The organism is Mycobacterium branderi (assembly GCF_010728725.1).
In the GTDB taxonomy this organism is placed as follows: Bacteria; Actinomycetota; Actinomycetes; order Mycobacteriales; family Mycobacteriaceae; genus Mycobacterium; species Mycobacterium branderi.
The window spans coordinates 356,241-378,570 of the sequence record NZ_AP022607.1 but is presented as its reverse complement, the minus strand read 5'-3'; the positions used below and the strand labels follow the sequence as shown (position 1 = coordinate 378,570).

20 protein-coding genes and 1 pseudogene are annotated in these 22,330 nt (G+C 65.9%); 12 read left to right on the top strand and 9 right to left on the bottom strand.

Going from position 1 to position 22,330, the window contains the following annotated elements:
• Window positions 1–213 precede the first annotated feature (213 nt).
• Window positions 214–1,725 (top strand): neutral zinc metallopeptidase, encoded by a 1,512-nt coding sequence (locus G6N47_RS26840; RefSeq protein ID WP_083132757.1) that lies wholly within the window; start codon window positions 214–216, stop codon window positions 1,723–1,725.
• A gap of 376 nt (window positions 1,726–2,101) precedes the next feature.
• Entirely contained in the window at window positions 2,102–2,317 is a 216-nt protein-coding gene (locus tag G6N47_RS26835) for a hypothetical protein (protein WP_083132755.1), read from the top strand.
• Between the two features lie 25 nt (window positions 2,318–2,342).
• On the opposite strand, the gene G6N47_RS26830 is transcribed toward G6N47_RS26835, so the two are convergent.
• The gene (locus G6N47_RS26830; protein ID WP_139799587.1) at window positions 2,343–3,458 is read right to left on the bottom strand and encodes an FHA domain-containing protein; all 1,116 of its coding nucleotides are present in this window, start codon (window positions 3,456–3,458) and stop codon (window positions 2,343–2,345) included.
• A 364-nt stretch (window positions 3,459–3,822) separates the two neighbouring features.
• Between G6N47_RS26830 and G6N47_RS26825 the strand changes: the two genes are divergently transcribed.
• The 5 genes from G6N47_RS26825 (at window position 3,823) to G6N47_RS26805 (ending at window position 10,142) form a co-directional block, all read left to right on the top strand.
• Window positions 3,823–4,143, top strand: coding sequence for a WhiB family transcriptional regulator (locus G6N47_RS26825; protein WP_083132753.1), 321 nt, complete (start codon window positions 3,823–3,825; stop codon window positions 4,141–4,143).
• Window positions 4,144–4,348: 205 nt separating this feature from the next.
• Complete coding sequence (locus tag G6N47_RS26820; protein WP_083132752.1) at window positions 4,349–7,627, top strand: sensor domain-containing protein; 3,279 nt, start codon at window positions 4,349–4,351, stop codon at window positions 7,625–7,627.
• A 154-nt stretch (window positions 7,628–7,781) separates the two neighbouring features.
• Entirely contained in the window at window positions 7,782–8,534 is a 753-nt protein-coding gene (locus G6N47_RS26815) for a hypothetical protein (RefSeq protein WP_139799586.1), read from the top strand.
• Between the two features lie 427 nt (window positions 8,535–8,961).
• Window positions 8,962–9,339, top strand: a complete 378-nt coding sequence (locus tag G6N47_RS26810) for a hypothetical protein (RefSeq protein ID WP_083132750.1) — start codon at window positions 8,962–8,964, stop codon at window positions 9,337–9,339.
• A gap of 386 nt (window positions 9,340–9,725) precedes the next feature.
• Complete coding sequence (locus G6N47_RS26805) at window positions 9,726–10,142, top strand: hypothetical protein (RefSeq protein WP_083132749.1); 417 nt, start codon at window positions 9,726–9,728, stop codon at window positions 10,140–10,142.
• Between the two features lie 270 nt (window positions 10,143–10,412).
• Here G6N47_RS26805 and G6N47_RS26800 read toward each other — a convergent pair whose 3' ends face one another.
• Both G6N47_RS26800 and G6N47_RS26795 read right to left on the bottom strand, forming a co-directional pair.
• Window positions 10,413–11,540, bottom strand: coding sequence for a WD40 repeat domain-containing protein (locus G6N47_RS26800; protein WP_083132748.1), 1,128 nt, complete (start codon window positions 11,538–11,540; stop codon window positions 10,413–10,415).
• A 228-nt stretch (window positions 11,541–11,768) separates the two neighbouring features.
• On the bottom strand, window positions 11,769–12,182 hold the full coding sequence (locus G6N47_RS26795) for a hypothetical protein (protein ID WP_083132747.1): 414 nt from the start codon (window positions 12,180–12,182) through the stop codon (window positions 11,769–11,771).
• A 308-nt stretch (window positions 12,183–12,490) separates the two neighbouring features.
• Here G6N47_RS26795 and G6N47_RS29970 point away from each other — a divergent pair.
• A pseudogene (locus G6N47_RS29970) lies at window positions 12,491–12,779 on the top strand (recombinase family protein); the annotation flags it as partial.
• 272 nt (window positions 12,780–13,051) lie between these two features.
• Here the strand turns inward: G6N47_RS29970 and G6N47_RS26785 are convergent.
• The gene (locus G6N47_RS26785) at window positions 13,052–13,777 is read right to left on the bottom strand and encodes a sensor domain-containing protein (RefSeq protein ID WP_083132746.1); all 726 of its coding nucleotides are present in this window, start codon (window positions 13,775–13,777) and stop codon (window positions 13,052–13,054) included.
• A 150-nt stretch (window positions 13,778–13,927) separates the two neighbouring features.
• Window positions 13,928–14,779: a sterol desaturase family protein gene (locus tag G6N47_RS26780; RefSeq protein WP_139799585.1), complete on the bottom strand. Its 852-nt coding sequence runs from the start codon at window positions 14,777–14,779 to the stop codon at window positions 13,928–13,930.
• 501 nt (window positions 14,780–15,280) lie between these two features.
• On the opposite strand from G6N47_RS26780, the gene G6N47_RS26775 reads away from it, so the two are divergent.
• From G6N47_RS26775 to G6N47_RS26760, 4 genes are all read left to right on the top strand, one after another.
• A complete protein-coding gene (locus G6N47_RS26775; protein ID WP_083132744.1) occupies window positions 15,281–16,036 on the top strand; it encodes a nucleotidyltransferase domain-containing protein in 756 nt (251 codons plus the stop codon).
• Window positions 16,037–16,182: 146 nt separating this feature from the next.
• The gene (locus tag G6N47_RS29370; RefSeq protein WP_179966478.1) at window positions 16,183–16,716 is read left to right on the top strand and encodes a hypothetical protein; all 534 of its coding nucleotides are present in this window, start codon (window positions 16,183–16,185) and stop codon (window positions 16,714–16,716) included.
• 221 nt (window positions 16,717–16,937) lie between these two features.
• Complete coding sequence (locus G6N47_RS26765) at window positions 16,938–17,393, top strand: hypothetical protein (protein ID WP_083132743.1); 456 nt, start codon at window positions 16,938–16,940, stop codon at window positions 17,391–17,393.
• A gap of 129 nt (window positions 17,394–17,522) precedes the next feature.
• Window positions 17,523–18,278: a sensor domain-containing protein gene (locus tag G6N47_RS26760; protein WP_163659909.1), complete on the top strand. Its 756-nt coding sequence runs from the start codon at window positions 17,523–17,525 to the stop codon at window positions 18,276–18,278.
• A 46-nt stretch (window positions 18,279–18,324) separates the two neighbouring features.
• Here the strand turns inward: G6N47_RS26760 and G6N47_RS26755 are convergent, their stop codons facing one another.
• From G6N47_RS26755 to G6N47_RS26740, 4 genes are all read right to left on the bottom strand, one after another.
• A complete protein-coding gene (locus tag G6N47_RS26755; RefSeq protein WP_083132741.1) occupies window positions 18,325–18,732 on the bottom strand; it encodes a hypothetical protein in 408 nt (135 codons plus the stop codon).
• Window positions 18,733–18,912: 180 nt separating this feature from the next.
• The gene (locus tag G6N47_RS26750) at window positions 18,913–20,097 is read right to left on the bottom strand and encodes a DUF4878 domain-containing protein (RefSeq protein ID WP_083132740.1); all 1,185 of its coding nucleotides are present in this window, start codon (window positions 20,095–20,097) and stop codon (window positions 18,913–18,915) included.
• 258 nt (window positions 20,098–20,355) lie between these two features.
• Window positions 20,356–20,787: a Clp protease N-terminal domain-containing protein gene (locus G6N47_RS26745; protein WP_083132739.1), complete on the bottom strand. Its 432-nt coding sequence runs from the start codon at window positions 20,785–20,787 to the stop codon at window positions 20,356–20,358.
• A 189-nt stretch (window positions 20,788–20,976) separates the two neighbouring features.
• Complete coding sequence (locus G6N47_RS26740; protein ID WP_139799584.1) at window positions 20,977–22,299, bottom strand: DUF7373 family lipoprotein; 1,323 nt, start codon at window positions 22,297–22,299, stop codon at window positions 20,977–20,979.
• Window positions 22,300–22,330 lie beyond the last annotated feature (31 nt).

Sequence of the window (22,330 nt, the reverse complement as noted above, 5' to 3'; positions counted from 1 at the left end):
GCCGATTGGGCCAGTACGTGAGCGACGGTGCAACACTGCCAGATCCGAGCACGACCGGTTAGGTCGGTCATAGCTGCGGCCGAAGGGATCCCGCTGCCAGGGGCCGTCGTCGGCGCGAAACTGATGCTCAGAAGCTCGGCGGTGTGACAGTATTCTGAGTCCGTTAGTTGGCGGTCACGGCGCTGTCCAGGCCGGTCGAGACGAGGTTGGCAGATGAATCATCGCCGTGAGCAGCGCGGCCCTGCACGCGATGCCCGGCCGCGCCGGCGGTTCGGCGTCATCACCGCAATAATCTGTTGCGCCTGTGCAGTACTCGTGCTGGCCGGTTGCCAGACCATGGTCGTGGGCCGGGCACTGTCGCCGCTGTATGACCCGTTCGAGGTTGGCGGATTGCCCGCGCAGGACGGGCCCAGCGGCGTCCGCGACAACGCTCCGCAACCAACCGGCGACGTGCGCAATACCGATCACGGTGACAACGACAAGCTAGCGGTGTTGGCGGTCAACGACGTTGCGGAGTTTTGGAAGCAGTACTACAGCGACTCGTTGAAGGGCAGCTTTTCTCCCGTTGCGAATTTGCTCTCCTATGACTCCAGGGTGAAAACCGGCAAGAAGGTCTGCGGCGAAGACACCTACAAGGAGCCCAATGCCTTCTACTGTCCTCCCGAAGACCTGATGGCGTGGGACCGCGGCGTGTTCGTGCCGATCGCACGTCGCTACTTCGGCGACATCACCGTCGCCGGTCTGATCGGGCACGAGTATGGCCACGCCGTACAGCACATGGCCAAGCTGGTCGGCAAAAAAACACCCGGCATCGTCTTCGAGGAGCAGGCCGACTGCTTCGGCGGCGTCTATCTGCGCTGGGTCGCCGAGGGGCAGTCCCCCCGCTTCATCGTGAGCACCGGCGACGGCCTCGATCACGTGCTCGCCGGCGTCATCAGCAGCCGTGACCCGGTGATCACTCCCAAGTACAAAGCCCTGATCAAACAGGGGCACGGAACGGCGCTTGATCGCGTCAGCGCCTTTCAGGTGGGCTTCGTCAACGGCGCCACGGCGTGTGCCGGCATCGACATGGACGAGATCAAGCAGCGACGCGGCGATCTGCCCTTGGCCCTGCAGCCCGACCCGGAAGGGTTCCTGCAGACCGGTGAGGTGCCGATCAACGAGGAGACCCTGTCGACTCTGCTGGAAGTGCTGAACAAGATCTTCTCTCCGGCCAAGCCGCCGACGCTGTCGCTCAAAGCGGCCGATTGCCCCGACGCGCACGGCGGGTCTCCGGCGGCGTACTGCCCGGCCACCAACACGATCACCGCCGACCTGCCGGCCCTGCAGAAGCTGGGCAAACCCGCCAATGAATCCGACTACGTCCTGGTTCAAGGTGATGACACCGCCTTATCTGTGGTCATGTCGCGCTATGTGCTGGCCCTGGAGCACGAGCGCGGTGTGCCGCTCGACTCGGCGACAGCAGCGCTGCGCACCGCATGCCTGACCGGGGTGGCGCACCGCAAAATGGCCGACAAAGTCGAGCTGCCGTCGGGCAAAAGCTTCGTGCTGACCGCGGGTGACCTCGACGAGGCGGTTGCCGGTCTGCTCACCAATCGGTTGGTCGCCAGCGACGTCAACGGGGCAACCGTGCCCGCCGGGTTCACCCGGATCACCGCCTTCCGTTCCGGCGTGACCGGTGATGAGCAGCTGTGCTACGCCCGCTTCCGTGACGACACCGGCTAACCCCGCGGTCGGGCCGGTGAGCCGCGGCATGGGTTGATCGGCGACACCCTGCGCGAGCGGGAGGAAACATATGAACTTCACCGACACTCATTTCTCGAGGGAAGGCAGGTACTGGCTTGGAAAGGAGACCGATTCGGGCCGGTCTTATCTGGGAATCCCGATCTCGAACAGGATGGTTGATTACATAGAGTTCTACTGGATCAACGACGCGCAATACCGAAGCTTTGCCGAAAACCAGGATTTAGCGTTCGAATTCGCTGAGGCCTGCCGTCGGCGTGAGCACGACGATCTACTGGTTTTCACGCCCGGAACGGATCGGGGAACCCCGAGGTAGCCTCGGTTGTGGCGCGGTGGGGCAAAACACACTGGAGTCGCCGTGAGTGAGAAGAAAGCCGGAAAGACTTTCTCAACACCGGAAGAGGCCGGTGTTCATCCGCCGACCGACGCGGAGCTGGCGCGGGCGCGAAGATTATTCGACCGATTCCAGCAGCGAATAGACGCTGTTTTTCCCGACGATCGTGCGAGCGAAGTCTCGCCGAAATTCTGGGACGATATTTCAGGCACCGAATACGAGCATCCGCGGCAAACCTGACCAGCGAACTATTCGTATGGTGACGTCAATTGATCGACAACTGCGCGATCAGGGTCTCCAGCGCCCTCGCGGCGTCGGGGGGAATCGGGCGCTCCGATTCGGCGTCTTGCAGGACGGCGACCGGTAAACCGGCGGCGTTGGCGGCCTCCTCGATGTTCAGCTCCGCGCTGTGCCGCGCCCCGTAGAGCCGCTGACCCAACGTGGCCGCCGGCGACCGCGCGGCGCGCAACATCAGCTCGTTGTAGGTGCGGCGCACGGTGCTCAACGCGAGCACCACCGACGGAGCCCCCTTGGCGCCCCGTGCAGCGTTGGCGGCCACCGTCTCGAGCTTGCGCAGGTCCGCCAGGATGGTGCTGGCTTTCGGCGTGAAGTCGGGGTCCGTCGGCTTCGGTAATGCGGCCAGAGCGGCGCTGATGGTGTGCATCGCCAAGTCCACCGCTTCGGCCATCAGCGGCGCCTGGACCGTGTCGGTCATCACCTCGGTGCTCTCAGGGTCCTGGGCGGCCGGCGGCGCCCCGTTTCTGATGCGCGCGATGGTGCCCGGCGGCCAATTCAGCACTTCTTCCAGCTTGGCCAGCGTCCCCCGGCGCGGCCAACTGCGACCCTTCTCGAACGCGATCAGGGTGCCGGCGTTAATGATCTTGTCCCTGGCCAGGCTGCGCTGGGTGATGTCGAGCTCCCGTCGCCGGGCGGCTACCGCGCGACCGGCCCGGGCAACGTCGGGATCGATCTCGCCCTGCTCGTCCCACCGTTCCTCTTCGTCGGCCTCGGGCGCCAGGCCCGGTGCCCCCGGTGCGAGCCCCGTCGCCTCGAGCGGATCACTGGGCGTCAGAGTCACCGGGATCCCGTCCGGGGCTCCCAGGTGGATGGTGGTGGCGGCGGTGACGAACACCGAGCTGCGCCGCACGCCGTCCACGAACATGCCGTTGCTGCTGGTGTCGATCACCTGCCAGCCGTCGCGGTATGGCTCCAGCCGAAGGTGCGAGCGCGAGATCCGGTCGTCGTTGAGCCGCACCGTGGCCGTGGCGTCCCGGCCCAGCACGGCCACGCCGGCCACCGGGTCGAGGGTCCGCGACTCGTGTCCGATGCGTACCGCCAATGTCGGCGCCGGCGCGGAAACGGGGTGATCAGTCGTCGTCACTGTGTGCTCCCTCAGCTATGCCATATCCGGTTCGTCGCTACAGCCCGGCTTACCCAAGTCCTCCTAGATGCTACATCTTCGGCACGGCATTTGGTGCGGCCGGCAGTCACGGATTCGCTTCGGTTTCCGCTCCGCCTGGAGGGACCGTGACGGCGGTGAAGCGTGGCGAGGTGGAGCCTCCGGGACCGGCACCCATCGCTCTTCGCAGCTATCGCCGCAGCTCATAGCCATGGAACCACGACTCACGCAGCGGCGCTCCCGTATCACCGTAGCGCGCTCCGCTTTAGTTGTTGCATTGCAGCGATGCTTTGGTTACAGTCGTCGCATACCGGTGCAAGTGCACCGAAAGCGAGAGGAAAGAGCTATGACTGCAAGTGTCGCGCTGCGATCGCGGCCGGTCGAGGAATACGTGCCTGCCTGCACGAGCGACCCGGAGCGCTGGACGACCACCGAGGCCGACGAAGAGGCCAAGGCGCTCTGCCGGGTCTGCCCGCTGCGCTGGTTGTGCGCCCGCGAGGCCTGGGAGACACCGGGTGCCTTCGGGCTGTGGGCGGGTGTGGTGATACCGGAGTCGGGGCGTCCGCGCGAATTCGCACTGCGCCGGTTGCGCACCCTGGCCGAACATGGCGGCTATCCGGTGCGGCCCTGGCGTCGCTCCCGGCGGCACCTGCCGATCGCCGACTAGTACGCCATCGGCCCGCACCGCGCCGGTACGCCGAACTCGGCGGCCCACGCACTACGTCGCGGTGCTCGATGTCAGGATGTGTTCGCCGCAACGCGTGGTCTGGCGAGCTTTGTCCGCCCGTGGATTTGGCGGGCGAAGCGGGCGCCGATGATGCAGAGTTGACGGGCGACCGGCCCCGCCCGGCGAAGAAAGGACGACGCACGACATGGTGACGGACACCACCGCGCCGCCGTTGACGGTGTGGCTGGGATCAGCGATGTACACCTTCCCGTCGGATCGGGAGGCCACCATCGGTCGCAGCCGCCAATGCGACATTTGCCTCGACGACCCGGAAGTCGCGGGATGGATATCGCGGGTACACGCCGAGCTGCGCGTTGAGGGCGCGCAGTGGGTGGCCGTCGACCGTAGTCGTAACGGCATCTTCGTCGACGGAAAGAAAGTGGACACCGCGCCGATCCGCGACGGCACACAGATCACCGTGGGCAACCCGGCCGGGCCGAAGCTGGCCTTCCGGATCGCGCCGCCGGCGGCAGCGGGCCGGCCCGCGCCCGCGGCACCGTCTCCTGCGGCGTCGCAGCCACGCCGCGCCGCGCCGCAGACTCCCCCACCGGCAGCACCCCCGGCGGGGACGTCCACCGGGCGGCCGGCCTCCGCGCCGCCACCCGCCGCCGGTGCACCGCCCGGCCGACCCCCGGCGCCGCCGGCACCGCCCGCGCCGATCGGACGAGCGCGACCGGTCCAACCGGCCCCGAGCGAACAGGATCTGGTGGAGCGGCTCAGCGGCGTCGTGAAAAAGATGGTGCCGCTCCGGCTGGCGCCGACGCCGTCGGGATTCACCACGATCGGGCGCGGCGAGTCCAACGCCATCGTGCTCGACGACGCCCTCGCGTCGCGGGTCCACGCACTGCTGCAGGTAACCCCCGCCGGTCTGGAAATCCGCGACAACCGCAGCAGCAACGGCACATTCGTCAACGGTCAGCGCATCACCAGCGCCCTGCTGCGCGAAGGAGACATCGTCACCGTCGGTAACACCGACCTGGCGGTGTCCGGCACCACCCTGGTGCCCCGCCCGGCCCCGCCGCGCATCGGCGGAGTGCAGGCATATGGCCTGGGCCTGGTGATCGACGGCCGCCCGCTGATGACCGACGTGACGTTCACCGCCCGGCCCGGAACCCTCACCGCGGTGATCGGCCCCTCCGGGGCCGGCAAGTCGACGCTGATCAAGCTGGTCGGCGGCTCCACCCCGCCCAGCACCGGAATGGTCACCTTCGACGGTCACGACGTGCACACCGAATACGCCTCGATGCGCTCCCGGATCGGCCTGGTGCCCCAGGACGACGTCGTGCACAGTTCGCTGACCGTCGATCAGGCGCTGCGCTACGCCGCGCAGCTGCGGCTACCGCCGGACACCTCGCGCGCCGATCGCCGCAATGTGGTCGAGCGGGTGCTGGCCGAGCTGGAACTCACCGAACACAAAAAGAAACGGATCGACAAGCTCTCCGGCGGGCAGCGCAAACGGGCGTCGGTGGCGATGGAACTGCTGACCGGCCCGTCGCTGCTGATCCTCGACGAACCCACCTCGGGCCTGGACCCGGCGCTGGACCGGCAGGTGATGACGATGCTGCGCCGCCTGGCCGACGCCGGGCGGGTGGTCATCGTGGTCACCCACTCGCTGACCTACCTAAACATGTGCGACCAGGTGCTATTGCTGGCGCCGGGCGGCAAGACCGCGTTCGCCGGGCCGCCCAACGGCATCGAAGCAGCGATGGGCACCACCGACTGGGCCGACATCTTCGCCCGGGTCAGCACCGATCCCGACGGGGTGCACCGCGAATACCTGGCGCGCCACCCGGCGCCCCCGCCGCCCGAGCAGCTGCCGCCGGGCAGCGCCGCGGTGGGCACCCCGCCGCACACCAGTCTGTGGCGTCAGTTCTTCACCGTGGCGCGCCGCCAGACCCGGTTGATCGCCGCGGACCGCGGCTACTTCGCGTTCCTGACGATCCTGCCGTTCCTGTTGGGCGCGCTGGCGTTGGTGGTGCCCGGCAGTGTGGGGCTCGGCCAGGCGGATCCGCACGGACGCTCCCCCAACGAGCCCCAACAGATCCTGGTGCTGCTCAACCTGGCGGCGGTGTTCTTGGGTGCGGCGCTGACGATCCGCGACCTGGTAGGTGAGCGCTCCATCTTCCGCCGTGAGCAGGCGGTGGGTCTGTCCGCCTCGGCGTATCTGGGCGCCAAGGTCGTCGTCTACAGCGTCGCCGCGGCCATTCAGACCGCGGTCGTGGTCGCCATCGCCATCGCCGGCAAGGGCGGGCCGGTGCGCGGTGCGGTGGTGCTCGGCAACGCCGACGCCGAGCTGTGGCTGACACTGGCACTGACCGCGATCGTCTCGGCCATGGTCGGGCTGGCGTTGTCCTCGCTGGCCCGCTCCAGCGAGCAGGTACTGCCGCTGCTGGTCGGGGTGATCATGATCTCGATGGTGTTCGCCGGCGGCCTGGTGCCGGTGACCGGGCGAACCGGGCTCGAACAGGTCTCCTGGCTGCTGCCGGCCCGCTGGGGGTTTGCGGCCTCGGCGTCGACCGTGGACCTGCGCAAGGTGGCGCCGCTGGTCAGCGCCGACAAGCTGTGGACACATTCGGCGCCGTGGTGGTGGACCGACGTCGCGGTGCTGCTGCTGCTGGGTGTACTGGTCACCGCCTTCGTGCGGTGGCGGCTGCGGCTCGCCGCTGCCGGTGACCGAACCCCGGCTGGCGGGGGCAGCCGGCTGCGCACCGCCCTTGTCACCGGTGTCGTCATCGTGGTGCTGGCGGGGCTGGCCGCCGCGGTGATCGTCACCAAGCATCCCAGCACCCAGGCCGCCGGCGGGCCGCCGGAAGTGCCGCGCGGTGGGCCGCCGCCGGTGCCGACGACCCAGAACACGGTCGCGCCCGCCGCGCTGGACGGTGCGCTGCTGCGACCCGACGCGGTCAACCCGATCGTGGGGGCCGACAATCTCGTCGCCACCTCGCTGGCCGCGCCGAACAAGGACGAAACATTCACCCCGGCGGAGTGCACCGGCGCCGTCCTACCCGCGCAGTCCGCCACCTACGACGGCAGCGCCAAGACGGCGATCTCCGCGCAGGTGCTGCACGAACCGGATCAGCCGTGGCAGCACTGGGTCATCGAAGCGGTCGCCAGCTTCCCGGGCAGCACCGACGCCGAGGACTTCCAGGACAGCCAGACCTCGGCGTGGACCAACTGCGAAGGAAAGACCGTCACCTCCGATAAATCCGACAGCATGGCCAGCCGCTCGGTGATCGGGTCGACCAACACCGACCACGGCATGCCGGGGTTGTCCTACACCAATCCGGACCGGCCGGGTTGGACTTGTCAGCGGGCGATGACTACCGCCGCCAACGCGGTGATCGACGTCAGCGTGTGCGGCACGTCGGTGCCCGCCGACTCCGCCGCCCAAGTCGCCGGCAAGGTCGCCGCCAACATGCACTGATCAGCGAACCCGAACGGCCCAGCGCCCCAACGCATGCCGCACCCCGGCCGGTCGGCACCGTGCACGTCGCCCCGGCTACCCGCGGCCGGGCATCGCATCGTGGCCGGCGGGTCGGGGCCGTACCGGATAGCGTGCACCGAGCACTCGAAGGCGGGTGATTGTCGAGAACATGGAAACAGCAAGGACATTCAGAATATTTGCCCGGACTTTCCTGGCCGGACTAGCTGCCTTATGCCTCTGGTGGATGATCCACTCGGTGAAGAATGGTGAATATCTCAGTGCGATCATGGCGCTCGGCCTGGCCGCGTGTTGTTGCGCTATTTTCGGCATCTGGCTGACCGTGGGGAACCCGGTTCCCCGCGGAACCTTCGATTCCGCGGGTACCACGATCCGCCCCGATCGCCGCATCGAATTGCTGATGATCACGGTGACGCTGACCGGCATCTTCGGTATGGGCATGTTCGGGGCTTTGCAGCTCACCGGCAAACTGGACATCCCGATACGCCGTGACGCCTACCCGCTCTTGGCAGCTTCGCTCGGCGCGGGGGCAGTAATCCTGCTGCTCTGGCTTGGTTGGGTGATCAAGCGCGGCGGCAATAGCTACCTGCGGCTGACTGTTGACGGGTTCGAATTTGCGAGCGGCTTTCGCTCACCAAAAGGCAAGTGGCACAAGGTGGTCGCAGTCACCGATGAAGTGCCCGACAAACCTAAGGTGTGGAGCCCGCTCGTTATGGTGATGGCGGACGGAACATTCCGGACTTTGGAGGCAGCGGGCACCTACACACCGGGTGGCCGGGCCTTACGCGAGATGGTGCGCTTTTATTGGCAGCATCCCGATTACCGCTTCGAACTGACCGACGGTCGAGCACTCGAGCGGCTGCGCAACGAGGAGTTCGAGGCCGTTTAGACATCCCGGGGCTGTAAGTCGTCAAGGCGCTGCGGGTAGGCGATGGACCACGTGCCGCGACTTTTGCCATCGGCTCGGCGGTAACCGGGGTAAAGCGGATCTAAAGGCCGTCAGATGACGCGAAACCCGGCCCGCCCACCGTCCGGAAGGCTGCCGGGTTCACTTCCTGAAGCTCACCGCAACAGGCTCCGTGATGATAGCTCATATGAACGATATCGGGCGATGAGTTCCATATGAGCTCATGAACGTCGCGCGAAGGTGCGGTTGTCACGACAACGAACGGCTTTTAGGGCTGCTGCATGCACGGTATTGACAGATGCAGGATCATCCCGGCTCGGGCCACCATTAGATTCTGAGGGTGCGGGATACCGAAGGTGGTGAACGTGGGTAGTTATTGTCCAGTGAACGTACGAGATTGGGTGGGCCGGTGACAGTGATCGTTTCTCGCGTGGCCAACGCGCTGATCGAGAATGTCGACGTCACCTTTCCGGCGGCGCCGGCCGCTAGGGGCGTCCTGGGTCGTTACCGGCGCCGCTACGGCGGCCTCTGGGTTGGTGGCCGGCTTACTGTTACCAGTACCGATGTTCAGTTCCACGCCAACGCCCTCAACCGGTCGATCCAGTCGGGCCAGCTGGACATCGTCGTCGACCTCCGCTCGATCGAATCGGTCGAACTGCTGCCGGGTGTCCTCACCAAGATCGTCGCCATACGCACCGATGAAGGGGTGACCAAATTCCGCTGCTTTGGCGCAGCGAAGATCGCTGAACAGATTCGCGCTGCAGCGAGCTCAGCTTCGCAGGCATAACGTGCGTCCGGTGAAGGGCACTCACTCAACCGGGCGATGAGATCTAAACCGCATCGTCGGTCACGGGAACCCCATCCAGATGAGCTCGCAACAACCGCTGCCCTGCTTGCCGGCGCAATATTTGAAAAACTGTCGAACTGACCGGCAATTCGATCGTGCTGCTCCTTGGCATCCGACATCTTGACCGAACCCGCAAAGTCGGGCGTCACCCGAACCATCGCCAAGGGACCGTTGGTCTTTCAGCAGCGGCGTCCACACTTGCCTTGGCGCGAGCCTCGCGCGCCCAAAACAATCGCTTTCCAGGCACGACTTCGTAGGACCACGGGAATCAGGCCAACAGCCAACGACTTTGGCCACTACCATTTATCTGAAGGTCAGAAAGCAGGGTGCTGATGAGCGTGATTCATGCCGAGTTGGCCGAAAAGTTGTACTTCGGCGATGACGGCGCGCTATTGGCTATGGACGACGCCGGCGTCAGCGAGGTGCTGACAGCGGTGACACAAGCAGTGCAGCTCGGATCGGCTCGCCTGAATCACGGCGCAACGACCCACCACTTCGTGATCGAAACGGGCACCGCAAACGTTGAATTCCACAACGGCGCCGTACTGTGGCGGCTCGACCGCGCCGTTGCCGCAGAAATCATCGAGCTGTTGACCGAGATGCACGATAACCCCGGCTCGGGCCACCACTATGTGGACCTCTCCAAGCCCTCCGGACTCGTCCTCTCGCTCAACGAATACCCACTCAACCTGCTACCGCCCGAGGCCGTATTCCCCCCTCCTCCCACCCCAACCGGGCATTGAGGGGACAGGGATCCCGCCGGATTTTCGACGACGGCCTCAGCCGCGCGAGGTAGCGGTTGGCGGTGGCACATTCGATGCTGAACTCAGCGGCGAATTCGCGGTGCGGGGACCAAGACCGCAACCGGCGCAAAATGCACGAATCATCAGGCCTACGACGGCTTTTCACGCCACTGGGCGGCGCTAAGATTCCGTCGGCCGCCACCGGTGGAGGATTCTTGCTGAGTTTGGTGTGTCGCATCTGCTGCCACTTCTGTGTCTGCTCATCGTCCCCTAGGTCGGTGCGACTGCGAGCGCAGTCGGCTCGACGTTGGCGATGTAGACTAGCCGCCCGTTGTCGCGAATGAATAGACTTGGGACGGTTGATCGTTCGTTCGGTTTTTGCTCATTAGGCGGCAGCTCCCGTTGAGCGATCACTGCGGCCCGGCCATGTGGCATTGGGAAGTCGCGGTAGGTTCCGGCCGGGTCGATCTGCGTCCATTGAGAGTCCTTCAGCTCCCACACGCCGCCATCGTTGGTGGGCTTGGACTGGTCCTTGGGGCAGCTGTCGGCGCTGCCAGTGGCGCGTAATTTCCCGTCCGGCGTCCACCACAAAGCAGCCTTGTCATTGCCATAGAAATATGGCCTGGGAGTGAGGTTGAACGGCCCGGGGGGAAAATCGGCTGCCGGTCGCCCTGTTACCGAGTCGAATACGGTGACCTGGTGTATGTCGCAGTGACCAGATTCGCCTGTCTTACCGGTCTCGTAGGCGAAATGGGTTCCGTCGGGGCTGAACACCGCGTTGGCCCAGGAGGTGGTGGGCAGGTGACCTAGGTCGCGGACTGCGCCATCAGTTTCGACGAGGAATAGGCGGTCAGCGGTGACGCCGACGTCGGCGCCGTCTTTGCGGGCGATCGCCACGCGTCCGTGACCGGCACCGACCACTTTTGCGGTGAAATCCCGATCGAGGATCGGCGGTGGTCGGTGTTCGCGGCTATGGGCGGGCAGCTGGATGGTGCGCCACGTGCTGGGGGCCGCCGTGGGTTGGCTGAGATCTAGTTGCATCACCGTTACGGGCCCATCAGCGGTGTCGGGCGTGACTGGGCCTTGCCAGACCACTGTGCTGCCCTGCAGCGCGTACGGGGCTCCCGGCCGGGACGGCTGCTGATCAGGTGTTCGGGATCGGGCCGGGATCGGCGACTCGTGCACTTTCGCGCTGGCCACCTCCACCCACACCAACTCGGCGTGGATATCTCCGCCGTCGTAAGGGGATCGGCCGGCCTGCTCATCGCTGTACTTGGCAAAGGCATACTTTCCGTCCGTCGTGAATGACGGGCTGCTGAGACCAACGAACCTGGACCCGCTGACCTGTTTGGTCCAGTTCGCGATTCGGGTCAAGCCCTGCGCCACAGTGAAACTCACCTCACCGGGCTGCCACCAAGGAGTTGACCTCGGACTCGTGTAGGCCATCAGCGAGTCATGCACCTTCGCCGGTGAAGTCGTGGCCGCGGGCGGGTTGTTCGCCTGGCACGCGGTAGCTGTCAAAACGAGTGCACCAAGTAACGCGACGAAGCGACCTACTCTGAGGGCTCGCGCGCAGTCATTCATGGCTCCTCCTGCGCCGCACTACCGGGAGATCCCTCCGCTCCCTCAACACGTTGGGGTGGGAGGGGGGAATACAGCGTCAGGCGGAAGCAGGTTCGGTGGGTGTTCATTTCGCGAGAGAACAACCGTCTCTGTTGGCGTGGACATACCTTCGAGGTAGTGGTGACCTTCGGGAATCCCGGAATCGACCATCGAATTCAGCAATTGGATGAGTTCTGCGGCTTTGGCGGAGTCGAGCCGCCACACTACGGCGCCGTCGTGGAACTCAACGCCTGCCGCGCCCGCTTCGATGCGGAATAGGTGAGTCGTTGCGCCGTGGTCCAGACGAGCTGATCCGTCCTGGGCCGCCTGCGTCACCGCAGCCAGCACCTCGTTGACCCCGGCGTCGTCCATAGCCAACAGCACTGCGTCATGACCGGAGTCGAGCTTTTCGGCCAGTTCGGCATGAATCAAACTCACAAGCACCTGCCTTCACCGTCAAATAAATGGTAATTGCCAAAAGCTGTTGGAGCGCCGCAAGCGCGCCGAGCGGGCGCTGAACCAGCGTGGGGGGTCGCCTGCCGAGGCTATCGACACGGCGGATGGAACGTCTTGTCGAAACACTCAGAGTGACAAGGCCTTCCAAGTCGCAGGCTGCCACCCTGATCGCCACCGGCGTCAACGCCGAGGGCTGCCGGGAGAAGATGGACTCTGCAGTCGGGTTGTGCTGCCAGATGAGCCAGTGCAGAGCAGAAGGTTCCCATAGTGATGCCCACCGATGGGACGCCGGCGACACCATCGTGGTTGCGGCAATCGATCGACTTGGCCGCTCCCTCGCCACGGTCGCGCGCACTATCGCCGAGCTCGGCGGAGCGGCGAATCCTGCTGCGCACCTTACGCGGAGGAATCGACGCCGCCACGCCCACGGGGGGCCATAGCCGCCATCATGGCCACCCTGGCCGAGCTCGAGCTGGAGCTCCGCCGTGAACGCCGCGCTGCATCACGCGAATCCGCCGCAGCAGACGACGACCAGCTACCAAGCCCCCCAAGCTCCCCGCTGACCGACAAGAGCAGGTATCTGGTGGAACGGAAACGGCCGACTAGAGAACAGGTTCACGCCCCGCTGCCGTGATCCCAAGCTCGGACTGCCCTGGAGTGCGGGTGTCATCGTCCTGGGCATGGCGGTCCTTGGGAATCCCGTCAAATGACGGCGCGCAGTCACGGCGAACTCATAGTCAGTGGCGCGTGGGTGACGTTCGCGCTTGGGCTCATCGCGCTGGGCCGTCGTCGTCTTTGCGATGGGCATCTGGGGTATCACGGTGGCGTTCAAGGAGCTCAAACGGGAAGGCTCACTGCGGGATTCGGTCGGTGATCGTCTGGACGATGGTCTGGGCGATGTCTTGCGAATTCGGGAACCCCAGCGCCCAGACCTGCATGAGCACTGAGGATTTCACCCGAAACATCGATGACGTTTCCGGATCCGGGTAGGTGAGTACCACCGTGTCGGGGTCCGGCATGTTCACCGTGTAGTCGTGATAGCGCACATGCAGCGCAGCGCAGGCTTTCAGCGTCGGAATCAAGCGTTCGAATGCGGCCCGCGCGGCCGCCGGCGAATAGACACCGACGCTCTGCACGACATCTAGCATCTTGTTGGCGCCCGGGTATAGCTTGCCGTCGACCACGGAGCTCGGCCCGGCCACGACCGCGGTGTAGGCGGCGGAGCGAAACTGCTGCCAGTCAGTGCCGAAGGTGGCTTGCTGGTCGTTGGCCGCCTGGCAGGGCGGCGGAGCATCCGAATCGAAATGCGCGGGCCGATGCGCCACGCCCGAGTCGGCCTGCTGCAGGCTGTCGTTGTTGGCGATGCGCCGCGTGTCCTCGACGCTGACCAGCAGCGTGTCGGCGTCGAGCTCCGGCGCAGGCGCTGCGGGCGTGCCGGCGCGCGTCGAGGGTGCGGGCGGGCTGGGGCTCGCCGACGTTGCTGCGGGTCGAGAGCACGCCGACATCGCGATCACGACACAGCACAGCACCGCGGCCGACTTGCTTACCGCGGACAAGGCACTTCGGAGCGCAGACATTCGCGCCACCTTTCCTCGACGTGACGGCGGCCCGCGAAGCCCCCGGTCACCGATCCGAACAGTACCGTTCGGCTGCTTCGCGCGGCGCAGAATCCGTCGCGCTCGCCCGCAGCAGGGCGCGGCGCCGTCGTCCGGCGCGCGCTGACGAGCTCAGGCGGCTGAAACGGGTTGCGGCGCGCTGCCTTTGAGGGGCGCGGGGATGAATGGCTGGATCAGCAGGCGGATGAAGCCGAGATCGTGCGAGTAGTCCAAGCCGATCCGCCAGCGCGGGGTACGCGAACGCGTGTTGTATGTCCCGAACATGCGGTCCCACCACGGGAAGACGAAGCCGAAATTGGTGTCGGTGTCGTGGATCTGATCGTGGTGGTGGGCCACGTGCAGTACCGGAGTGACGATCAGCCATCTCAGCGGTGTCTCGATGTTGGCTGCGATAGCGATGTCGGCGTGCAAAAACAACGACACAAAAAACGCCAGGGTTGAAAAGACTCCCAGGTAGGCGGCCGGGATCCCCAGCGCCGCGGCCAGTGCCACCAGCACAACCTGGTTGATCATCGAGTCCACGGCGTGGATCCGGAAACCCAGAGTGAAATCGAAATCCTCATCGAGATGGTGGACCTGGTGGAACCGCCACAGCAGCGTGCTTCGGTGGCTGAACCGATGCACCCAGTACCCGGCAAAATCAAAGACGACGATCGCCAACGGCACCCCGACGTAACCAGGGAGGGCGCCGACCCCGTGGCCGGGACTGCCCGCGGCGAGCCAGTGCACACACCACAAACCCACCGGCGGCACCAGCACATGGTTCACCAGGGCGAACGCCACGTTGCGCATCCGGCGCCGGGCGCCGGACATCCATGCCGCCCGGCTGCCGGTGAGCAGCTCCGCCATGCCCAGCACCGCCACCCAGCCCACCTGCAGGGCAACCCCTAGTGAGACGGTCCGGGCGACGATTGCGAGTAGGACCCCAACCACCAGAGCCGCCAGGGCGGCAGGCAGCGCCACCGCGCGGCAGCCACGGCGGTCCGGCGCCGGGCGTCCCGGGGCTGCCGGCAGCCGCCGGCCGCCGGGTCGCGATGGGCACCGCCGGCCAAACCGGCAGGGCGTCCAGTCGCCAGGGTCGCGGTCATCGGGTTCCTTTCATCGCGAAGCCGTCTCTATTGCGTTGCAGTGCGATATATAACTGTAGCAGCGCTACGATTCGGTCGGTGCGCGCGAATTTTGGACCGCGCCCTGCCGGACAGGCGCAGCCGTGGCGTGTCAAACGGCGTTTCCCCAGCTAAATGCGCATATCTCAGCGACGGGACGGGCTGCGGAGCGGATCTCCTCCCCACCCGGGACTCACGGGCCTGCTATGAGAGGGGCGCAGCTGATCTGGTGCTGTGCAACGATTTGATCGCGGGCCGAGTTGCCGACGGCCAGGGGTGGGTGGTAGGCCAAACCGGTGGTGGGTTACGCGCGGCACCGGCTCGACGGCTCCGCCTGCCGGGGCTGTCAGGGCGTGCGATGAAGCACGACACCCGCGAAAAGCGCGCTATCGCCGAGGCGAACACCGTGTTGCGTGTTCAGGTCGGGTCGGGACTGCACGGCGTCACCGTCGATAGCCAGGACGACCGCGACGAGATGGGCCTGTGCATTGAACCGCCCGAGTACGTGATCGGTCTGCGCCGCTTCGAGCAGTACGAATACCGCACCCAGCCCGAACACGTCCGGTCGGGTCCCGGCGACCTGGACCTGGTCGTCTATTCGCTGCGCAAGTGGGCCACACTGGCGGTCGCCGGCAATCCGACGGTGCTGCTGCCGCTGTTCGCGCCGGCCAGCGAGATCGTCGAGATCGCTTGGCCGGGAAGGGAACTGCGTGCTCAAGCGCATCTGTTCGTGTCTCGCCAGGCCGGCACCCGCTTCATCGGCTATCTACAGCGCCAGCGCGACCGTGCCTTCGGCGGCTCGGGGCGGCCGGAGCTGGTCGAAAAGTACGGCTACGACACAAAATTCGCATATCACGCGGTCCGGCTGGGAATGCAGGGCATCAAGCTGCTTAGCACCGGCCGCATCACGCTGCCGATTCCTGAGCCGTCGCGGTCGCGCCTGCTCGATATCCGGCATGGACGGCTCGCACAGCACACTGTTGTGGACGAAATCGAAGCTCTGCGTGGCGAATTGGCAGAGCTCACGATGGGCGCCGACCTGCCTGAGCGGGCCGATTACGATGCGGTGAACCGTTGGCTCACCCGCACGTATCGGGCCTGGTGGGGCGGCTAATGAGGTTCGACCAAGCTCACCAACGTGAAAGGGGCCCGGGCAAAGGTGCGCGTCGGGGCGCCGGCGGCGCGTTAGGCTGAGTGCGCGCAGCTCCCGAGCGGAAAGGCCAGGCGGACATGACCCCGAGCCCGTCTCAGAAGCACGCTATGCGACGGCGTCGCGGTAGTGGGCTCATTACCGGGATCTTGATCGTGGTCTTGTTCGGCCTGGTGCCGTTGGGCAGCTACGTCATACTGCCCAGCGACAGCGCCCTGTGCACCTATGTGGTGATCCATCCCGGTGACCATTGCAAACACGGTCGCGGTAGGGGGCCCGGTTCGACCTTCGAGCAGACGAGATCATGGAACCTGTGGTCGGGCATGGCTATTACGGTCGTCGGCTTCATCGTGATTGCGGGCATGGTCGCCTCGCGCCGGGCCGCCGCGCAGGATCCTGAAAGGTGGGGCGTACCCGAAGCCCCGGGGCCCCGACGTTACGGGCCTCCGCCGCCCGGCTATGGCCCTGTACCCCAACAGGTTCCATTCGGGCCGCAGTACGGGCCCCCGCCGATGGGTGCGCCTCCGCAGCCGTATCCGGATCCGCAGCGCTACGGCGCCCGCCCGCCGGGCCCTCCCCCCAATTTCTGGCCGGCACCGCCGACTTACCGGCCGCCCTCGCCGCAGGAGCCTCCCCGCTGGTAGCAGGCGTCTGGCGGTTGGGCTTCCCATCGCTGTAACGCTGCGCGCAGACACCCACCCGTACACCGTAATTCAGCGGCTGGGTCTGGGCGGACGCGATGTCGCCGCAATGCCGGCACCGGGCGCCGGTCGGGGCCGGCCGACCCTGCGGAAAAATTGGTGCAGCCCCGCACCTCAGGGGGCCGTTATCGTGTATGTGCCCAGCCGAACCCGGGAGAACCGCGATGACCGACCCCTACTACCCCCGACCGCCCTATCCTGGGCCGCCGCCCGGATATCCCGCGCCGCCGGGCCACTATGGGCCGTCCGCCTACCCGGCCCCTGCCGGCTACGGCACCGGCGTGCACTACCCCGCCCCGGCGGGCTACCCGGCTGCGGCGCCGCACTATCCGATGCCGCCGCAGGGCGGCGGTTCCGGCCCGTACTGGATCTCGCTGGTCAAGCACACCGGGATGCTGTTGCTGTGGCACAACCGGACCTACCGGGTGCACGGCACGCTGGCCGACTGTGAGCGCGCCTACCGCGACGCACAGACGCACAACCTGACGGCCGGCTGGTGGAGCCTGACGTCGGCGCTGCTGATGAACTGGATTTCCCTGGCGCAAAACGCATCCGCCATTCGCAAACTGCGCCGGATCGCCCGCCGGCAAGCCGAGCCGGCCCGGCCCGGGCAGGCGTGAGGTGTCCCACGAAGCCGAATGCCGTTGTCGCTTAACAACGGTAGCCACATCGCCGCCCGCAGAAGCCGCCTGCGGGCCGGTCGGCTGAGAGCGCCTCAGTCTGAACCCAGAACAACGGGAATCCACAAGGTGGTCAGTGCCGCCGGCCGGATGGTGTCGTCGATGCTGGTGGTGCTCGCGGTGGGGACCGGCTGCACGAACGTTGTCGCCGGCGCGGTGCGCCCGGCCCCGGGCATTACACCGCGCCCGCTCACCGGCGACACCGTCAAGCAGGTGCTTCTCGACAATCAGCAGCTGGGCAAGATGTTCGACCAGTCCTACAAAGACAATCCGAACCTGCCGCCCCGGTTCGGCGGCGCCAACCTGCTGTACGAATCGGCTGCTTCGCCGCCCGAATGCACCGGGGTGACCTCCATGCTGACCAAGGACGCCTACGCAGACGCAAAGGTTGAGCAGGTCGCCGACGAGAGCTGGTGGAATGCCAGCGGCTATGAGGAGAACCCGGCGATCATCGCCGTGCACGAAGCTGTCATCGCGCTACCGGGCGCCGGTGCCGCCGACACAGCCTTCGCGACAGCCAGTGAGCAGTGGCACCGCTGCGACGGCCGAAGCGTTCGTGACCGCAATTTTGATTACCAGGTCAGCAACGTGCGGGCGGTCAATTCCGTTGTGGCAGCGACCGTGGCGGATACCCACATCGTGTTGATCTGGAAGGCGCGTGCCGTCGGTGTGCGGGTGAACTGCCTCGTCGACGTCGAGGTGACCTTCTTCAGCGAAGGCCCCGGCAATGACAAGCAGCCCCGGCGCAGCAAGTCCGCCGACATCAACACCGCCGCCATCGACGTCGCGCACGCCATGATGAACAAGGTCAGCGCGCTGAGCTAAGGTCCCTGGGCGCCACCGTGCGGTGAGGGCCGCAAACGGTCGGGTGTCAGCTGCGCGGCGCCGCGTCGGGACAGGACTTGCGCAATGCTTCGGCGCTGCCGAACAGCAGGTGTCCCGCCTCGACGGCGTCGGCGAGTTCATCTGGTGGGAGCGTGATCTCGGCTGGCCGGTTGCCCGAATCGCGCTGCAGCCGAGACATGATTGCCATACCGTCCGCCCACTTGTTCAAGTGGTCTTTGATTGCGGGTGAGGAGACAGACTTTGCCATGGCGCGCACGTGGTCACCTATCGCCACATAACGGTCGGCGATAGTGAGCGGGTCGTCGGTGTTGTCCTCGGCATTGACCGCACCGACGGATTCCGTCCAGTAGCGGAAGAATTTCGCCACCACGGCACAGTCATGCCGCGGTCCGACCACCCCGAAGTGGTTGAGCGGCAACCAGGCTGATGCCATCAGGCCACATGCGAGGAGAATTACGCCGGCCAGCGCCCGGACGGCACGGCGGGAAGGCGGTCGGCTTGCGGTGCTTTGGCGGGGGCAGTCGCCGTGGTCGCGCCGCAAAGGCTCCACTATGGTGTGTGTATCGCTTGCACCGCTGGACATTTCGCCGCTATCTCCATCACTGTTGAGCGTCTACCGCGCCGTGATCTGCGGTGGACTCGTGGACACATCTGCCGTGGCCGAAATGAAACTGGTGGTAGTGGCCTGCTTGGTGCCGCCGGCGCGGGCCTGCGCGGTGAGCGGGAAGACGATCGGGCCGGCGATCGTCGCCTGCAGCCGGTACGGGTCGAAAAAGCCGACCTTGACGCCGCTTAGGTCCGGCGTGCCCCAGACCACGGTTCCGTCGACGATCGACGGGTCGTAGTCGTTCTGCGGGCAGTTCGGTGGTGCCAACATCGGCGATGCCGTGCATCCTTCAAGGCTTTTCGCCAGTGCGGACATCACCGCGGCCTTGCCGGCGTCACTCAACTCGAACGTGACATCGGAAAGGTACAGGCCCCCAGTACTACGAAGGCTGTCCAGCAGCATCGGTTTGGATTTGACGGCCAGGTTTGCGTTGGACGACCCGAGGTCGACCCAGCCGGGGAACACGTATGCGGCGGACTGGCCTGCGGGTCGGCCGAAGATGGTGAGAGTCTGCAGGGCCTGGTTGTCCATCCCGCCGGGATTGGACAGATCGAGCTTGATGGTGGCGCTGTCAAGCTTCCAGTGGCCGTCGACTTTCTTGACGCTCAACGTCGTATCCGACGTTTGGTCGCCGAAGGTTGCCACCGCGTGCACTTCTGCGAAGCCGAAGCTGTGATCGGCGTCGGCGGCGTTGAGGATTCGGATGTTGGTGATCGGCCACTTGGTGATCTGTCGTTTGAGCACGTCGTCGGTCAGGAACTCCTTCGACGCCGGCTGATCATTGCTGTAGGACAGGGCGGTGTCGGCATCGCCGCGCGACAGCGCCTCCAGATAGCCCTTCACCGTGTCGCTGGGCGATCCTTCACCACCGATGCCGAGGCCAATCGCACGGACCGCGATCACCGCTACCACCATCACGGTCACGGCCACCGCGATCACACCCAGCGTGATCACCAGTGGTGCGCGGGATTTGCGGGGCGGGCCATAGTGCGCCGGGGCGAATGGGGGCCAGCCGCCCTGCGTTGGAACAGCCTGCGGCACGACCGTCGGCTGCGGGGGCGCCCACCACTGATCGTGCGCGCGGTAGTGTTCGCTTGCTGCGAACTGCTGATCCGGCTGGGGCGCTGCGGCCAAATCCGTATCGGACGGGGCCGGCGCGTAACCATTGCCCTCATAAGACCATTCGGTCACCGCATTACCTCCCGTATGAATGGCGCCCGATGGCGGGCGCCGGTGGTGTCAGCCCGGTGGGCACTGACCAAAAATCGTAAGTCGCGCCGCAGCCGCGTCTCGGCACCAATTTCCATGCACTCGACGCGATTGCATCGCGGTCGGCGAAATCTCGGCAGCATCGCCGAGAAGCTGTGTATTAAAACGACTGGGCCGGAGTAGCTTTGGATAGCTGTCAGCAGATGCGCGGGCTCGCGCGATGACACCGTCATGTCCATCTCAGGTGGCCCATCGCTGGGACAGAAGTTGGCGCAATCGTTCCGGCTGCAAGCCCAGCTCCAGCAGCAAATGCCCTGCGGTGCCTTCGATTTCGATCAGCGCAAGCAGAAGGTGCTCGATGTCGACATGATAGTGGTCCCGCCGATTCGCTTGGGCAACACAGTTTTCCAGAACTGCTTTCATATTGGGCGTGAACGGGATGTAGCCCCGTCGTGTCCGCTGGCCGCGGCCCAATGCCGAGTCGACCCTGTCCCGCACGTCGTCGGAGGCCACACCCAGTGCGGCCAGCGTTTCGGCGGCGATGCTGTCTTCGTCGCGAAGCACCGCCGCGAGCAGATGGGCAGTGCCGATGTGGTCGTGGCCCCAGGCGCGAGCGGACTCCCCGGCCAACGCGACGGCCCGGCGCGCTCGAGGGACAAATCGCTCGAACATCGCCTATTCCTCCTCGCTGCGCGCAGGGGTCGCCGACACCTGGAAAGCCGAGTTATGTTGCATCACTACCGTAGCATCTCTACGGTTATATCGTAGCATATGCGCGTAGACCGTTGCACTGCGCCGGTAAGCGGGGTGGCGGCGTCGGCCGGCCTATCCCGTTGGCACAGGTGTGCGGTGAGCCAGGCTCTATTTGCCGGCCAGGATCCGATACTGCGCCGAGACTTGCTGTTTGACGTCGGTTTCGGTGTCGGAGTAGGCGATGTAGGCGTAGCGGTCGGCGCGGGCGACGCAGGCAAAATGCCACTTCGATGTCTTGTAGCCGCGTTCGGCAAGGTTGGTGATCGGCTCCCAGCCGACGGGCTGTTCGAAGCAGCTGGCCACCGGCAGGCCGGCAACCGGGGCGCTCGGTTCGACGCCGGGCAGCGCACTCAGATCGCCGGCGAAGCGGTCAACGATGCGGGCCGCCCCGGCGGCGTTGTGGGTTTGATACACCTCGACCAGCAGTTGAGATACCCATTCGACGCCGGCGGTCTCGAAGAGCCGGGCCGATTCGATCGGGTCGCGTTCGAAATGCAGGGCACCGCGCGGTGCATACACCCCGGTGTTGAGGACCGCGTACTTGCGGTCCGGCGCGGCCAGGGTGCGCGCTTCAAGGTATCCGCTTGGGTCGATCGGCAGATCGGCCAGCTTGGCCGGATCGGTCGGTTCGAAACGGTCGATCGCGGGTTCTTGCACATCGAGGGCGGATGCAGCCATCAGGGCCGCATGGTGCGGCTCGCGGGAAATCCGCACGAATTGGTAGAGCACAAACGGTCCGTGGGCGGTGAAGCTTTGCACCACTGACGATCCGGCCGCGTCGGTGTACGTCGATGCGGTCGACTCGGGGTGGCTGGGCACGGGAATGGGTTCTGCCGGGGCGGTGCCGCGTTGAGGATTTTTGGCGACCAGCTCGGCGGCAGCCGCCGCGGCAGCATCAGCGTCGGGGAACCGCAGCACCGCGTTGATCATTGCCTGCGGCGGGTCGGGAGGTTGCGAGCTGCGCGCGGTGGAAAACCCCGCGATAAACCCATGCGCCGCAGCGATATCCGGCAGCGGGCCGCCGTCGACCCGGTGGAAAGGATCACCGAGGACCAGCGTCAAACTTTTTGCATCGGGCAGCGGTCGGGTGGGCACGGCCTCCGGCTTGTTCAGCGCGCTGTCTACCACCCATGGGCCGGTGACATAGGGCGCCATGCGCATGGCTTCCAGGGCGGGCCCGGCAATGGCGTTCTTTCCCGCCTTCCCGATCGGGGGACCTGCGGTGGTGCGGTAGTTGCCGGTATCCATCAGCGCCACGTCGGCGTGATCGGCGCTCGGCGATTCGGTGAGCGCCACACCGGTCACCGTTGAGCTGCAGCCAACCAGAGCCGCTGCACACGCCGCCGCCAGCAGCGCCCGAGATGTCGACGTGGCCATGTTGGTTGCCGCGGTCTCCGATTCCAGCACTGAAGTGTTCGGTCTCTGCGTCAAATCAGCAGCGTAGTAACGGTAGCGCGCTGGG